This is a genomic window from Alterinioella nitratireducens (assembly GCF_013155465.1).
GTDB lineage: Bacteria > Pseudomonadota > Alphaproteobacteria > Rhodobacterales > Rhodobacteraceae > Alterinioella > Alterinioella nitratireducens.
This window is the reverse complement of record NZ_JABJVX010000003.1, coordinates 102,719-117,273: the sequence shown is the minus strand read 5'-3', so window position 1 is coordinate 117,273 and position 14,555 is coordinate 102,719. Positions and strand designations below refer to the sequence as shown.

General features: G+C 67.6%; 15 protein-coding genes and 1 pseudogene. 5 read left to right on the top strand and 11 right to left on the bottom strand.

The features are described from left to right. Positions 1-22: 22 nt before the first annotated feature. A pseudogene (locus HNS34_RS20680) lies at positions 23-886 on the bottom strand (amidohydrolase family protein); the annotation flags it as partial. Between the two features lie 66 nt (positions 887-952). Between HNS34_RS20680 and HNS34_RS06255 the strand changes: the two are divergent. After that, positions 953-2,239 carry an MFS transporter gene (locus tag HNS34_RS06255; RefSeq protein WP_172319159.1) on the top strand — a complete coding sequence of 429 codons (1,287 nt, stop codon included), beginning with the start codon at positions 953-955 and terminating at the stop codon, positions 2,237-2,239. Between the two features lie 8 nt (positions 2,240-2,247). Here HNS34_RS06255 and HNS34_RS06250 read toward each other — a convergent pair whose 3' ends face one another. Genes HNS34_RS06250 through HNS34_RS06210 form a run of 9 tightly spaced genes read right to left on the bottom strand, consistent with a single transcriptional unit; the run spans position 2,248 to position 9,115 of the window. Next, on the bottom strand, positions 2,248-2,640 hold the full coding sequence (locus HNS34_RS06250) for a CBS domain-containing protein (RefSeq protein ID WP_172319157.1): 393 nt from the start codon (positions 2,638-2,640) through the stop codon (positions 2,248-2,250). After that, the gene (locus tag HNS34_RS06245) at positions 2,637-2,810 is read right to left on the bottom strand and encodes a hypothetical protein (protein ID WP_172319155.1); all 174 of its coding nucleotides are present in this window, start codon (positions 2,808-2,810) and stop codon (positions 2,637-2,639) included. The genes HNS34_RS06250 and HNS34_RS06245 overlap by 4 nt, the downstream gene beginning before the upstream one ends. A 16-nt stretch (positions 2,811-2,826) precedes the next feature. Then, positions 2,827-3,798 carry an FAD:protein FMN transferase gene (locus HNS34_RS06240; protein WP_172319153.1) on the bottom strand — a complete coding sequence of 324 codons (972 nt, stop codon included), beginning with the start codon at positions 3,796-3,798 and terminating at the stop codon, positions 2,827-2,829. 3 nt (positions 3,799-3,801) lie between these two features. Beyond that, positions 3,802-5,025 carry an NADH:ubiquinone reductase (Na(+)-transporting) subunit F gene (gene nqrF, locus HNS34_RS06235; RefSeq protein WP_172319151.1) on the bottom strand — a complete coding sequence of 408 codons (1,224 nt, stop codon included), beginning with the start codon at positions 5,023-5,025 and terminating at the stop codon, positions 3,802-3,804. Beyond that, entirely contained in the window at positions 5,022-5,636 is a 615-nt protein-coding gene (gene nqrE, locus HNS34_RS06230; RefSeq protein ID WP_172319148.1) for an NADH:ubiquinone reductase (Na(+)-transporting) subunit E, read from the bottom strand. The genes nqrF and nqrE overlap by 4 nt, the downstream gene beginning before the upstream one ends. Beyond that, positions 5,636-6,298: an NADH:ubiquinone reductase (Na(+)-transporting) subunit D gene (locus tag HNS34_RS06225; RefSeq protein WP_172319146.1), complete on the bottom strand. Its 663-nt coding sequence runs from the start codon at positions 6,296-6,298 to the stop codon at positions 5,636-5,638. Before HNS34_RS06225 ends, nqrE begins: the two co-directional genes overlap by 1 nt. 3 nt (positions 6,299-6,301) lie before the next feature. Further along, on the bottom strand, positions 6,302-7,096 hold the full coding sequence (nqrC, locus tag HNS34_RS06220) for an NADH:ubiquinone reductase (Na(+)-transporting) subunit C (protein ID WP_172319144.1): 795 nt from the start codon (positions 7,094-7,096) through the stop codon (positions 6,302-6,304). Further along, on the bottom strand, positions 7,083-7,865 hold the full coding sequence (locus tag HNS34_RS06215; RefSeq protein WP_172319142.1) for an RnfABCDGE type electron transport complex subunit D: 783 nt from the start codon (positions 7,863-7,865) through the stop codon (positions 7,083-7,085). The genes nqrC and HNS34_RS06215 overlap by 14 nt, the downstream gene beginning before the upstream one ends. Then, on the bottom strand, positions 7,862-9,115 hold the full coding sequence (locus tag HNS34_RS06210) for a Na(+)-translocating NADH-quinone reductase subunit A (RefSeq protein WP_214647443.1): 1,254 nt from the start codon (positions 9,113-9,115) through the stop codon (positions 7,862-7,864). The genes HNS34_RS06215 and HNS34_RS06210 overlap by 4 nt, the downstream gene beginning before the upstream one ends. Positions 9,116-9,313: 198 nt before the next feature. Here HNS34_RS06210 and HNS34_RS06205 point away from each other — a divergent pair, with 198 nt between their 5' ends. The 4 genes from HNS34_RS06205 to HNS34_RS06190 all read left to right on the top strand — a co-directional run bounded on the left by HNS34_RS06205 (position 9,314) and on the right by HNS34_RS06190 (position 13,187). Further along, positions 9,314-10,504, top strand: a complete 1,191-nt coding sequence (locus HNS34_RS06205) for a cytochrome c3 family protein (protein WP_235952638.1) — start codon at positions 9,314-9,316, stop codon at positions 10,502-10,504. Positions 10,505-10,527: 23 nt separating this feature from the next. Beyond that, on the top strand, positions 10,528-11,685 hold the full coding sequence (locus HNS34_RS06200) for a cation:proton antiporter (RefSeq protein ID WP_172319140.1): 1,158 nt from the start codon (positions 10,528-10,530) through the stop codon (positions 11,683-11,685). Positions 11,686-11,982: 297 nt separating this feature from the next. Then, positions 11,983-12,426 (top strand): type II 3-dehydroquinate dehydratase, encoded by a 444-nt coding sequence (aroQ, locus tag HNS34_RS06195; protein ID WP_172319138.1) that lies wholly within the window; start codon positions 11,983-11,985, stop codon positions 12,424-12,426. After that, positions 12,423-13,187 (top strand): helix-turn-helix transcriptional regulator, encoded by a 765-nt coding sequence (locus HNS34_RS06190; protein WP_328700476.1) that lies wholly within the window; start codon positions 12,423-12,425, stop codon positions 13,185-13,187. The genes aroQ and HNS34_RS06190 overlap by 4 nt, the downstream gene beginning before the upstream one ends. A gap of 466 nt (positions 13,188-13,653) precedes the next feature. On the opposite strand, the gene tsf is transcribed toward HNS34_RS06190, so the two are convergent. Next, positions 13,654-14,529 (bottom strand): translation elongation factor Ts, encoded by an 876-nt coding sequence (tsf, locus tag HNS34_RS06185; protein WP_172319136.1) that lies wholly within the window; start codon positions 14,527-14,529, stop codon positions 13,654-13,656. Positions 14,530-14,555 lie beyond the last annotated feature (26 nt).

Genomic DNA, 14,555 nt, shown 5'->3' with positions numbered 1-14,555 from the left:
AAAAAACACTTTTTCGGTCGTGATCCGGCACTTGATCCGCGACCACCTTCAGGCAAGTTTCATAGTGCGCGGCCAGCTTTTCCACCGGGTAATTGCTGCCCCACATGACCCGTCCCGCGCCGAACTCCGCCAGAATATGCCCGATATGCGGGGCGAAGGCGCCGGTCTCGGCCCAATCGGGCCGGAACATGCCGAAGCCCGACAGCTTGATACAGGTCCGGGGCCGCGCGGCCATCATCGCCACGGCCTCTTTCCAGCGCGCGAACCCGGCGGGGCTGGCATCATGCGGGCTGAGCGCATGGTCGATGATCACGGTGAGGTCGGGCGTGGCGGCAAGTGCCTCGCACGCCGCCCCGGCCTGTTCGGGGTAGAGTTGCAGGTCGAAACACAGCCCGAGGCCCTCGATCCGCTTCAGCCCCTCGCGCCACTTCGCATCCGCCAGGAAATCCCGTGGCGCGAAGCTCAGCCCCGGATTGCCCTCCAACCGCGCCACGATCTGCCGCACGCCGCGAAAGCCGGGATAGCTGCCATGCCGCGCCAGCAGATCGCCCAGATCGGGGGCGCTGAGATCGGCGAGCCCGATAATGGCCACCGCATGGCCCGCCGCATCCGCCTCGGCCTGCACAAAGGCGGTTTCCGCCACCGGATCGGGCAGGGCGCCATCGGTCTGGACATGAACCGAGGCGCGGGGGCGTGTCTTGGCCTCGTTCAGGAACTCCGCCATCAGGTAATCGCGCTGGATCGGGGTCGGGTCGCCAAAGGGCTTCGCCGCACCGATATCGCGCAGCCAGCCATAGCCGATCTCGGCCCCGCGCGTCTCGGGCGCCCAGATGTGATGATGGGCGTCGATATAGCCCGAGGGCAGGGCGAAAACGGATGCGGACATGGAACTTCTCCGGCGTGGGGCTATTCTCTCTCTATTGCGTAGCGCCTGATTTCAAAAGGGACCAGTATGGCCGATACCAGTTTTGAGGAAACCCTGTTCGAGGCGCTGACGGAGGACAGCGACAGCCCCGGCGACCTCACGGACGCGGCGCGGGCGCATGAGGCGGGCAGTTTCCTGCGCCATGCCGGGTCGCTCTCGATGACCAAGATCGCCGACGGGCTGATCGACCCGAAACTGGTGCTGTCCTGGCTCCTGACGCATCTGGGGGCCTCCAGCCTCTTCGTGGGCCTGCTTGTTCCGATCCGCGAGGCGGGTGCGCTGCTGCCACAACTGTTCGCGGCCCCGCGTGTTCATGCGATGGCGCGGCGCAAATGGGCCTGGGTGGCGGGCTCGGTCGGGCAGGGGGCGGCGGCGGCGGGGATCGTGCTTGCGGCGCTGACCCTCTCGGGCGCGGCGGCGGGGGCCGCGATCTGTGCGCTTCTGGCGGTGCTGGCGGTCAGCCGCAGCATCTGTTCGGTCAGCTACAAGGACATCCTCGGCAAGACCGTCGGCAAGGGTCGGCGCGGCTCGGCCAAGGGGCTGGCCAGTTCGGTGGGTGCGGGGGCGGTCGTGCTCTTTGCGCTTCTGCTCATGTCGGGCTGGATCTCGCGGGTCGGTCTGGTGATCGGCGCGGTGTCTTTGGCCGCAATACTGTGGGGCTGTGCGGCGCTGCTTTTTTCAACCCTGCATGAGGACCCCGCACCGGGCGAGGCCGGGGAGGGCGCACCGCTTGGGCAATTGTCGCTATTGCGTGAAGATCCGCAGCTGACCCGCTTCATCCTCGCGCGCGGGCTCTTGACCGCCACGGCGCTGGCCCCGCCATACCTTGTGCTTCTGGGGGCGCAAGCCGGGCAGGGCACGTTCGACCGGCTTGGCGCGCTGGTGCTGGCCTCGTCCATCGCGGCCTTCCTCAGCTCCTATATCTGGGGCCGGATCGCGGATCGCTCCAGCCGCAAGGTGCTGATCCTGTCGGGCCTTGTCGGCGGCGTGGCGCTGGCGGGGGCTGTGGCGCTGGATCTCGCCGGGCTTTCCAGCACGATCTGGGCGCTGCCGCTGGTCCTCTTCACCCTGATGCTCGCCTATCACGGCGTGCGGCAGGGGCGCTCAACCTACCTGGTCGACATGGCCCCCGAGGACAGACGCGCGGCCTATACGGCGGTGTCCAACACCGTGATCGGGATCGTGCTGCTTGGCTCGGGCCTGTTCGGGGCGCTTGCCTCCATCGCCGGAGCGGTCGTGACGCTGACGGCCTTTGCCGCGATGTCGCTGGCCGCCGTCTGGGTCGCCTACGGGCTGGACGAGGTCGAGGGGTAGGCGCGCGCTCAGCCGATCCGCGTCAGCAGCGCCAGAACGTCCGAGCGGCGCAGCAGGCCGACCACCCGCGCGCCATCGAGGACCGGAAACACCCGATGCGGCTGGTCGAGGAACATCTCGGCCACGCGGATCACTTCGTCGCCGGCCTCGACCGAGACCACCTCGCGCGACATGTGATCGGCCACGCGCCCCGTCCATTCCCGGTGATAGCTGGCATGCAGCGCGGGCCGAAAGCAGTCCTTCTGCGTCAAGATGCCGATCAGCCGCCCGTCATCGCCAAGCACCGGCGCGGCGGGGGTTTTCGCATCGACCAGCGCCGCCACCGCGCGCCGGATCGGCGTCTCGGCGGTCAGGGTGGGGGGGTCTGCGCGCATGATCGAACGCACCAGGTATTGCGTCATTTCCGGCCCTCCCGTGCCGCGCGGCGCAGCGGGCAATCCTCGCAGCGGTCCTTGGCGAGGCGGTCGGTTGCGCCGCAGCTTGAGCGCACGGGTCCGCGCCCGAAGGCCAGCCCAAGCCCGATGCCGCCCGCCGCCAGGGCGGTGATCGCGATGGCGAAGATCAGTTCCATTGGTGGGTTCCCTCCGTCACAGGATCAAGTCCCGGATCGCGCCGCTGCGATGCTGGCGCAGCCCGTCATCCGTTTCAAACAGGAACAGCGCCGCGATGTCTCGGGTCGCGGCCAGGTCCGGCCCGCCCTCATCGCCCGCCGCGAAAAGCGCCGTGGCCCAGGCATCCGCCGTCATCGCGTCGCCTGCCGCCACCGTCACGGACCGCAACCGCCCCGACGCGGGCGCGCGGGTCTCCGGGTCGATGATATGGCTGTAGAGGCGCCCGTTCAGAACATAGCTCTGTGCCCGCACGCCCGAGGTCGCGACCGCCATGCCGGGGGGCAGGCGCAGGGCCTGCGTGGGGGGCTGCGCGGGCAGGGGGGATTCCACCGCGATGCGCCAGTCGCGCCCCTCGGGATGGGTGCCGAGCGCCACGAACTCGCCGCCAAGGTCAAGCAGCATGTCGGTGACGCCCTCCGCCCGCGCCAGATCCGCCGCGCGGTCCAGCGCCCAACCCTTGGCAATACCGCAAAGGTCCAGCGTCAGGTCGCCGCGCGCCTTGGTCAGCCCCTCGGGTGCGATGGCGATGCCGCGCCAGCCGGGTGCGCCGGTGCCGCCGATCGGGCCAAACCCCCATTGCGCCACCAGCGGCCCGACGGTCGGGTCAAAGGCCCCCTCGCTCTGCCGCGCGATGTCCAGCGCCGCTGCCGTCACCTGAGCGATCTCGGGCTCCACCGCCTGCGCGCCCGCGGGCGCGGCGTTGATCCGGCTGATCCCGCTATCCCTGCGCCAGGGCGAGAACTGCGCGTCGATCCGGGCGAAAAGCACCTCGATTGCGGGGCCGAGACGGGTGGGGGTGTCCCTCCCGGCAATCCGCCAGCCGGTCCCGAAGGCGTTGCCGCCGAGCGTATCGAGGTCCGACGCCAGCCCCGCGCGCGGCAAGGCAAGTGCGGCCCCGATCAGCCCGAGGGCGGCGCGGCGCGTGATCATGTTGGCGCGTGTCATCATCGGTCAGGCTCCGAAATCGTCGTAGAAGATCAAGGCGGGCTCAACCCCGAGCCGCGCCAGCGTGGACAGGACCGCCGAGATCATCACCGGCGGGCCGCAGAGGTAGTATTCGCATTCCTCGGGGGCAGGGTGGCCCGCCATCTCGGCGCGCAGGATCTCGTGCACGAAGCCGGTGGCCCCGGTCCAGCGGTCGCCCGGCGCGGGGTCGGACAGCGCCGGTGTCCAGCTGAAATGGTCGTGGCGCGCCGCCAGCGTGCTGAATTCCTCGGTATAGAACAGGTCGGCCGCGGTGCGCGCGCCGTAGAAATAGCGGATGCGCCGGTCGCTGCCGCGCCCCAGTTCCTGGTGGATCATCGCGCGCAGGGGGGCCATGCCGACACCGCCGCCGACATAGACCATCTCGCGCCCCGTGGGCTGGACGTGGAAATCCCCGAAGGGGCCGGAAAGGGTGATCTGATCCCCCGGCGCGACCGAGAACAGCCAGGACGAGACCACGCCCGGCGGGATCTCCTCCTCCTGGCCTGCGGGCGGCACCGCGAGGCGGATGTTGAACACCGCGCGTCCGGCATCCTCGGGGCGGCTGGCCAGCGAATAGGCCCGCGTCACGACCGCGCTTGAGCGACTGCGCAGGGCCCGCCACCCCGCGATCTCCCAGGCGTCCCGAAAGGCGGGCGGCACGTCGAGATCGGCGAAATCCAGCCTGTAGGGCGGGGCGGTGATCTGCATGAAGTCGCCCGCGCGGAACTCGGTCGGGTGATCCTCGGGCAGCTCGACCACGATCTCGCGGATGAGCGGCGCCAGCATCCGGGTCGAGGCCACCGTGCAGACCGTCCCGCCCCCCGCGGTCAGCGCGTTTTCGGGCACCTGCACCGCGCAGTCGCCATGCAGGCTGGTCTGGCAGGCCAGGCGGACCCGCGCCCGCCGTTCCTGCGGCGACAGCAGCGCACGCTCGGTCGCCTGCGTTTCGCCGGCCCCCTCGCCGGTGACCGTCACCCGGCACTGCCCGCAGGTTCCGACACCGCCGCAGGCCGCCGGGATCCGGATGTCGGCATTGTGCAGAACCGCCAGCAGCTTGGCACCGCGCCGCGCCACCAGGTGCAGCGCCTCGTTGACCGTGATGTCGATGCCGCCATCGGGGATCAGGCGCCGCCGCGCCGCCAGAAGCCCTGCGGCCAGTCCGACGACAAGCGCCACGATGATCAGGCTTCCCAGCAGAACCTCGGTCATTGCGCCGCCGCCATCTGTGTGAAGGAAGCAAAGCCGAGCGACATCAGGCCGGTGAGGACGAAGGCGATGCCGAGCCCGCGCAACCCGGCCGGCAGATCGGCATAGGCCAGCCGCACCCGGATCGCGCTCAGCATCACCACGGCCACGAAGAACCCGACGCCGCTACCGAACCCGAAAACGGCGGACTGGGCGAAATTGTAGCTGCGCTCGACCATGAACAGGCTGCCGCCCAGGATGACGCATTGCACGGTCAAGAGCGGCAGGAAGACACCAAAGGCCGCGTGGATGCGCGGAAAGTAGCGATCCAGCACCATCTCCAGCAGCTGCACGATCGCCGCGATCACCCCGATAAAGGCGATGAGCGCGAGATAGGAGAGGTCCAGCTCCGGCCTGCCCGCCCATGCCCAGGCGCCGGGTGCGAGGACCGCCTGGTAGATCAGGTGGTTGAGCGGCACCGACACGCCAAGCACGAAGGTCATCGCCACGCCGAGCCCGATCGCGCTTTCGGTTCGCCGCGACAGCGCCAGGAAGGTGCAAAGCCCCAGGAACAGCGTCAGCGGCATGTTATCGACGAAAGCCGCAAGCAAAAACAGGTTCCAGGCGTCGCTCATTACGCGGGCTCCATCCGTGCGGGAGGCGTGTGCTCGGGGGCCTCGGCCTGTTCGGGCCGGATCGAACGGATCGCCCAGACCATCCCGCCCAGAAGAAAGAACCCCGAAGGCGCCAGCAGCATCAGGCTGAGCGGCGTGAACCAGCCGCCCTGATCGGCCAGCGGCAGCACCTGCGCCCCGAACAGCTCGCCCTTGCCGAACAGCTCGCGCAGGCCGCCGAGGATCATGAGGATCAGCGAATAGCCAAGGCCATAGCCGAAGCCATCGACCATCGACGGCAGCGGCGGGTTGTGGCTGGCATAGGTTTCGGTCCGGGCCATCACCACGCAATTGGTGGTGATCAGCCAGACATAGACCGACAGCGCCCGGCTGATCTCGGCGAAATAGGCCTGCAGGAACTGGTCGATGACGATCACCATCGCCGCGATGATCACGATCTGCACGATCATCCGGATGGTGTCGGGAATGTGCCGCCGGATCAGGCTGATGATACCGCAAGACAGCGTGACCACGATCGTCAACGACACCGACATGGTCAGCGCCGTGGCCAGCGTCGTCGTGACCGCCAGCGCCGAGCAGAGGCCGAGGATCTGCAAGGTGACCGGGTTCTGCCGGATCAGCGGTTCGGTCAGGGTTTTCCAGTACGGGGCGCGGGCGACCATGGCTCAGAACTCCCCGCGCTCGATGGCGTCCAGCAGGGGGCCGTAGCCATCCGGCCCGAGCCAGAAACGCACCATCTGCGTCACGCCCCGCCCGGTGCGTGTGGCCCCGGTGATGCCATCGACCTCGTGCACGCCCGAGGCGGGGCCGCGCGCGACGCGAAAGCGCAACTCGCCGCTCGCGTCGCGCAATTCGGTGCCCGGAAAGCTGGCCCGCCACGAGCTCTCCTCGATCCGCGCGCCCAATCCCGGCGTTTCCGAGTGCTGCGTGACGGCGATACCGGCGATCGTGTTCATGTCGCCGCGCAGCGCCATGATGGCGTCGATGCGCCCGCCATAGCCCTGGCCGCTGAGCGGCAGCAGCAGCAGCGAAACGGTATCGCCGTCGCGCAGCAGATAGACCTGCACGAAGTTGGGCCGCTGGCCGAGCCCCGCGATGTTCTGACCGGCATCGAGCACGGTCCAGTTCGCGGGATCTGCGAGGGCCGCCTCCAGCGTGGCGGGCGTCACCTCCGCGGCGGCGCGGCCCCGGTCGAGGTCGATCACCACGGTCGAAAGCGTGCCGCCCGATTGTTCCAGCAGATCGCTCATGCCGGGAATGCCCTGCACCAGTGCGGCGATGCGGGCCTGTTCCTCGGCGGCGCGGTTGGCGGCCTGGATCGGGCGCAGCCAGACGGTCGCGCCGCTGACCAGCGCCGCCGAGATGGCCGAGACCAGGAAGGCCACCAGGATCGTCTTGGTGCGGCTTTCATTGGGCAGCGCCAGCAAGCGGCGCAGCGGGTTCCAGTCACGTGCGGCCATGTCGCCTCCTGCGTTGAGCGACCCAGAGCGCCAGCGCGGCTTCGTCCAGCAGCGGCGCGACGAGGGAGGTGAGCAGGGCGGCGGCGACAGCGATCTGCACCGGCGCGGCCCCGGTCCATTGCATGGCGAACATGACGACCAGCGCGGCATAAAGCGCGCCGCCCGTGACGCGGCCCAATTGCGTGGCGGGGCTGGTGACGGGGTCGGCGACCAGCAGCACAAGGGCGATGCCACCCGCGAAGATCACCGGATCGGGCAAGACCCCGGCCAAGACGGCGGCAATCGCCACCACACCGGCCCCCGCGAACAGGGCCAGCGGCATGACGCCGGTTGCCACGCCGATCAGCGCCGCCGGGATCGCCGCCCAGGCGACGGGATCGTCGAAACCGGGCCAGCCGAAGCCGGGAAAGCCGAAACCCAGGAAGGACAGCGTGACCGTCGCGGGATGCACCACGTTGCGGCCCCAGCCGCCGAAGACAAGCTCGCCCATCACCACGCCGAAACTGATGCCCAGGACCATGCGGAACGCGCCGAGCCCCTCGGGCGCCAGCATCGCGATGGCCAGCGCCGTCGAGATCGCGGCCAGCGAGGGCGGCTGCGCCCGCACCAGCATGAAGACGAGGTGCCAGACCGCCACGACCAGCAGCGCAAGGCCAAGCTGCGCCAGCGCGCCCGCGCCGCCGAACCACAGCCAGAACAGCATCAGCGGCAGGTAGGCGGCCAGCAGCAGCAGGGCCACGGTCTCGCGGGTCCAGAGGCCACGGGTCATGCGGCGGCCTCCGTGCGGATCCGGTCGAGCAGGGCGCGCAGTTGCGCCATCAGCGTGCCGCCCTCGGCCAGGACATAATCGGCCAGCGCGACGTCCTCCTCCAGCAGCGACAGCAGGCCGAGCCGGGTCGCGGTTTCCTCGTCGCCCGCGCCAAGCGCGCGCAGGAACGGCACGGCGGGCAGGGCGCCCCCGAAAGCCTGTGTCAGCGCGGCCGAGGGAATGACGGGCCTGCCGATAACGGATCTTGTCAGCGCCGCGATCAGCCAATGCGGGCGGGGCCCTGCCTCTTCGCGCGGCAATACCGTGACCTGGCGGTGGCGCGGCGCCAGCCACTGCGCGACATGCCCGTCCAGCGGCGATCCCGACATCAGGACATGGGGGCCGGGCAGGGCGATATGCTGCGTGAGCTGCCGCAGGTCGGCACCGGGATGGGTGCGCACCATCCGCCCCTCGCGCAGGGCCGCCCCGGCGAGATGCACCAGCCGTGTCATCGGCAATTGGCCTGTCTCCACCAGCGCGCCGATGGCGGCCACATCCTCGGCGTGGATGTCCCAGACCGGGTTGTCCAGCGTGGCGGGGCAAAGCTGATGGATGCAGATCCCGGCGGAGCCTTGCGGATGGCGCCCTCCGCGCGGGACGATGCGGATGCGGTCATGATCGAGGTCGGGCGCGACCGGCCCGCAGACGATCACCACCCCCTCGGTCATCCGGGTCAGGGCATGCAGGCCACGGGCAAAATCCTCGTCGCGCCCTTCAACCGCCGATTGCGGGGCAGGGGCGTGGGGCCGCGTGTCGCTGGCCATGACGACGATTGCGGCGGGCGTCTCATCTTGTGCGGGCATGCCCCCGAAGGGCCGCCGCCTGAGCCAGGGCCAGACGCCCGCGCCCTGCAGCAGCGCGCGCAACCCGCCAGCCATGTCTGCCCGGTCGGTCGCGTGGCGCTCAACGCCGCCACCCGCCTCGCGGAAGATCACCACCTCGGAGAGTTTCTTGCCCGGCAGGAGCGACATCCGCGCGATGCGTCCCGCGATGGGCGCCGTGAAACAGATATCGGGCGCATGGCGCAGGCAGGCCACCGCCGCGCCTTGCGCGACAAGATCGCCCTCGGACACCAGCGGCGTGACATGCAGCCTGGCGCCGACAGGCGGGCGCACCGCCGCTTCCTCGGTCTGGACCTCCGCGATGTCGGGGGAGGCGGGCGGCGACGGGAAAACCGGGCTCAGCCCGGCACGGGATATTGCAACTGCCATCCTGTCCCCACTCGATTACCTGACCAGAGGCTACGCCCTCGGGCACGTCCCGACACATCCTGCGCGCACGCTAGCAAAGACAGGATGCAAGGGAATTGATTCACGTCAAGGCGGGGCAGGGTGGATTGATTAGCATCGCCCCTGCGGCTTATGCTCTCAGGGCGCGTGAATGTTTTGTGAACAAATCGAGGATCTGTCATGTCGATTTCATCCCATCTCTTCCCGTCCGGATTGCTCGCGCGCGGATTTGTCATCGCGGTCTGGCTTGCCGCCATGATCGCCGGCGGGGCGGTCTTCGGCCAGACAACCGATACGGAAACGGGCGAGGAGGCGGTCATCCCCTTCGCGCTGCCGCAATCGGGGCCCTTCACGCCTGCCGAGATCGAGATCGGCAATGACCAGGCGATTGCCGACTGGTTCCGTTCGGCCCACGCCAACGCGGCCTCGCAAGCCTTCAGCCATTGGGACGACGAGGGCGAGATCAACGCCTCCTGCGCGACCTGCCATTCGGGCGAGGGGTTCCGCGATTTCCACGGGCTGGATGGCACGCCCGCGGGCGTCGTCGACGGCCCCATCAATGTCGGCGGCGTCGTGGATTGCGGCACCTGCCACAATGCCGGACTGGCGCAGATCGAAGAGATCACCTTTCCCAGTGGCGTCGTGCATCCCGTCCAGGGCGTCGAGGCTTCGTGCCTGACCTGTCACCAGGGCCGCTCCGCCGGGATCGACGTGGTCGAGGCCATCGCGGGGCTTCCGGATGATGAGCCGAATGCCGAACTGCGCTTCATCAACCCGCATTACGCCACCGCGGCCGCCACCTGGCTCGGCGGGTATGGCGCAGCGGGTTACCAGTACGAAGGGCAGGAATATTCCGGTCGCTTCTTCCACGCGCGGCCCGTGGCAAGCTGCAATTCCTGCCATCAGCCGCACACACTGGAGGTTGAATTCGAGCCCTGCCTGACCTGCCACCTGGCCGACAGCCCCCAGGAGATCCGCATCGCGCGGCAAAGCTATGACGGCAGTGGCGACACCTCGGTCGGCATCCGCTCGGACATCATGGCCAATGCCGATACGCTTCTGGGCCTGATCGAGGCCTATACCGTCGAGATCGCCGAGGCCCCGGTCATCTATGACGGCAACCGCTACCCGTATTTCTTCTCGGACGCCAATAATGACGGCGAGATCGACATGTCCGAAGGCCGCCCCGTCGCTTATTCCGCCTGGACGCCGCGGTCCTTGCGCGCCGCCTTCAACTGGAAGCTGGTGACAGCCGATCCCGGCAACTACGCCCATAACCCGCAATACTCGCTGGAACTGCTCTATGACGCGATCGCCGATCTGAGCGGGCCCCTGGGCATCGACATGGACGCGTTGAACCTGCTGCGCTGACCGGACCCGGGAGGCCCCGCGCCATGGACCAGCCTGTCCTGCTGATCACGCTCGGCGTGCTGTTCCTGGGCGGGCTGGCCGCGGATCATATCGGGCGGATGACCCGGCTGCCGCGCGTGACGCTCTTGCTGCTGATCGGGCTCATGGCGGGGCAATCCGGGTTCAACCTGTTGCCTGCGCAGGCGCATGACTGGTTCGAGCCGATCTCGGTCGTGGCGCTGACCATGGTGGCCTTCCTGCTCGGGGCGGACCTGACGCGCGGGAACCTGTCGCTGCATGGCCGCGCGATCTTTGCCATCTCGATCATGATCGTGATCGGGACGGCGCTGATCGTCTGGGGCGGGCTCAGCCTTCTGGGGCTCGATCCGGGCCTGGCGCTGCTTCTGGGCGCGATTGCCACGGCGACGGCGCCCGCCGCCATGGCCGATGTGATCCGGCAATCGGGCCTGCGCAACAGCTTTACCGAGACGCTTGGCGGCATCGTCGCCATCGACGACGTCTGGGGCCTGATCCTCTTTGGCATCTGCCTGGCGCTGGTGCATGGCTCGGGCGGCTGGTCCGGGCCACTGGTCACGGCAGGCTACGAGATCGGCGGCGCGATCCTTCTGGGCCTGATCGTCGGCGGGCCTGCCGCGGCCTTGACGGGGCGCCTGAAACCCGGTGAGCCGCTGAGGACCGAGGCTTACGGGATCGTCTTCCTGACCGCCGGTCTGGCACTGTGGTTCGAGGTGTCCTTCCTCATCGCAGGCATGACGGCGGGGGCGATGATCGCCAATTTCGCGCGCCACCACGACTATGCCTTCAACGAGATCGAGCGGATCGAGCTGCCCTTCATGCTGCTCTTCTTCCTGCTGGCGGGTGCCTCGCTGGAGCTTGACGCGCTCTGGTCGCTCGGCTGGATCACGGCGGCCTATGTGGGCCTGCGCATCGTCGCGCGGCTGATCAGCGCCGAGATCGGGGCGCGGGTAGGGCGGGTGCCGGCCTCCGAGGTCCATCTCTATGGGCCGGCCCTGATGCCCCAGGCGGGTGTCGCGGTCGGCATGGCGTTGGTGGCCGCGGAAACCATGCCGGATTGGGCGGTGACGATCATGTCGCTGACGATTGCCTCGACCGTGGTGTTCGAAGTGATCGGCCCGCCGGTGACGCTGGCCGCGCTGCGCCGTCAGGCGCGGACCGCGTGAGGGATGCCGGTTGCGGTGTCAGGGATTGAAGGGCGCGGTGCAAATATCCGAAAACGTAATCTGATAATCATGATTATGTAAATATAATACACACATATCGGCGGGACACCATATCAAATACATGGCGTTATATCAAAATATTACACCGCATTCTTAAAGCACTTTCGCCCAACCGCGCCCCGCTTCAGCCACCACAGCCCACCTCAAGACGGCAGCGCCCAACAGCGCCGCACCGCATTCCTGTCTCGACAGCGGCTTTCGCCACCCGCTATACCTGTCACCAGTTGGGGAACTGAAATGCGAATACTTGTCCTGAACGGGCCGAACCTGAACCTTCTGGGTCAGCGAGAGCCCGCCATCTACGGCACCACGACATTGGCCGACCTCGAGGCGCTTTGCCGGTCCGAGGCCGAGCGTTCGGGCGTGACCCTAGGCTTTGCGCAGTCGAACCAGGAAGGCGTGCTGGTCGATGCGCTGCACGGCGCGATGGAGGATCAGGACGGCGTGATCCTCAATGCCGGGGCCTATACGCACACATCGGTCGCGCTGCGCGACGCGATCAGCGCCATTTCGATCCCCGTGATCGAACTGCATCTCAGCAATACCCATGCGCGCGAGGCGTTCCGCCATGTCTCGATGATCGCGCCGGTCTGCCTGGGCGTCATCGCCGGGTTCGGCGCGCAGGGCTATCCGCTGGCGGTACGCGCCATGGCCGATCACCTCAAGGCCCCTGCCCCGTGAGGCAGCTGCGCGCATATCTCGACGCCCGCACGGTCGATGACCTGTGGGAATACCACACCGGCCTGATGGCCGATTACGGGTTCGACCGGCTGTTCTACGCCTATACCTGCTTTCAGACCGCCAACACGTTCAGCGACCCCGAGGATGCGCTGATCCTGACCAATCATCCCGCCGATTACGTCTATTCCTACGTCTCGCAGGGGCTGTTTCGGGATGCGCCGATGCTGAACTGGGCGACGCGCAATGTCGGCTCGACCAGTTGGCGGGTGATCCGCGAGTCCTTCATGGCGGGTAGCGACCTGTCGCCGGGACAGCGCAGCGTGATCGAGCTGAACCGCAAATACGGGCTGACTGCGGGCTATACCATCGCCTTTCCGATGGCCGTCAAGCGCGCCGCCGCCGGGATCGGCCTGACCGCGAAGCGCGGCGTCACCCAGGATGAGGTCGACGCGCTGTGGCAGATCAAGGGCGAAGAGATCGAGATCATCAACCATGTCGCGCATCTGTGCATCACGCAATTGCCCGCGACAGGCCAGAGCCGCGTCCTGACCCCGCGCCAGAGCGAGGTTCTGGAACTGGTGGCAGATGGCAAATCGGTGCAGGACATCGCGCTGCTTCTGGGGCGCAAACCGGCCACGGTGGACAAGCACCTGCGCGGCGCGCGCGATACCCTGGGCGTCGAGACCACGGCGCAGGCGGTGCGCAAGGCCTCGGTCCTGAACCAGATCTTCGTGCTTGAGGATCAGCCTGCGATTCGCTGACCGAGCGCGGAAAACCACCCCCTCAAAGCGCTTTGGCCACCGATCGGCTGGCAGGTTTCCGCCCAAAGGTAGGGGAAACCTGACTTTTGCTTTGGCTGACTTTACGTCAATCTGACGGGGTTCCGTGAGTGATGACTGAAATTTTCTCGGTCAGGAGCATTGGGGCCATCGGGGGCATTATTCACCCCGGTGGTCCGCAAACCGGGTTCGTCCCGGACCTGACCCAGTCCGCCGGTCGGATTTCAGATCGGCGGCGGGTCACCAAGACCCGACGAACGGCCATCCCCAACCGGCCACCACATCGGGATATCAGGTTAAGAAGCGGCGCTTTTCCGTCTCGTCCCTCAGGATTTGCGCCGCTTCTTATCCGTCCTTCCCCCGAAACATGAAAAGGCAGAGACCCCTCCCAAGATCTCTGCCTTTCTGGCGGTCGCCCTTGCGGGCCCGCCGGGATAAGCGGTGCGGCTTACCCCTGAACGGCCTTCGCAACCTCGGCTGCGAAATCCTCTTCCTTCTTCTCGATGCCTTCGCCCACTTCCAGCCGGACAAAACCGGTGACGGTGGCGCCAGCCTCATTCGCGGCCTCGGCGACGGTGACATCGGGGTTGACCACGAATTGCTGGTTCAGAAGCGTGGATTCTGCAACGAATTTCTTCATCCGGCCCACGATCATCTTCTCGATCACCTGCTCCGGCTTGCCGGATTCCCGGGCGATATCCATCTGAACCTGCTTTTCCTTCTCGACCACGGCGGGATCGAGGTCATCCTCGGACAGGGCTGCCGGGTTGGCGGCGGCGATATGCATCGCGATCTGTTTGCCAATGGCCTCGTCGCCGCCCGAAAGCGCGACCAGGACGCCGATCTTGCCCATGTCGGGCGCGGCGGCGTTATGGACATAGGAGATCACGGTTTCGCCCTCGACGCGCGCCATGCGGCGCAGGGTCATGTTCTCGCCGATGGTGGCGATCTTGGCGGTCAGCGTGTCGGCGACGGATTTGCCGCCCAGGTCGGCGGCTGCCAGCGCGTCCACGTCCGAGACACTCAGCGCGACCTTGGCGATGCCCGACACCATGTCCTGGAACTCGGCGTTCTTGCCGACGAAATCGGTCTCGGAGTTCACTTCGACCGCGACGCCGACACCGCCCTCGACGGCAACGGCCACCAGGCCCTCGGCGGCAACCCGGCCCGATTTCTTGGCGGCCTTGGCCAGTCCCTTGGTGCGCAGCCAGTCAACCGCGGCGTCCATGTCGCCATCGGTTTCGGTCAGCGCTTTCTTCGCGTCCATCATGCCGGCACCGGTGGTGTCGCGCAGCTCCTTGACCATTGCAGCAGTGATTGCCATGGGTCATATCCTCTTGATATTCTTGC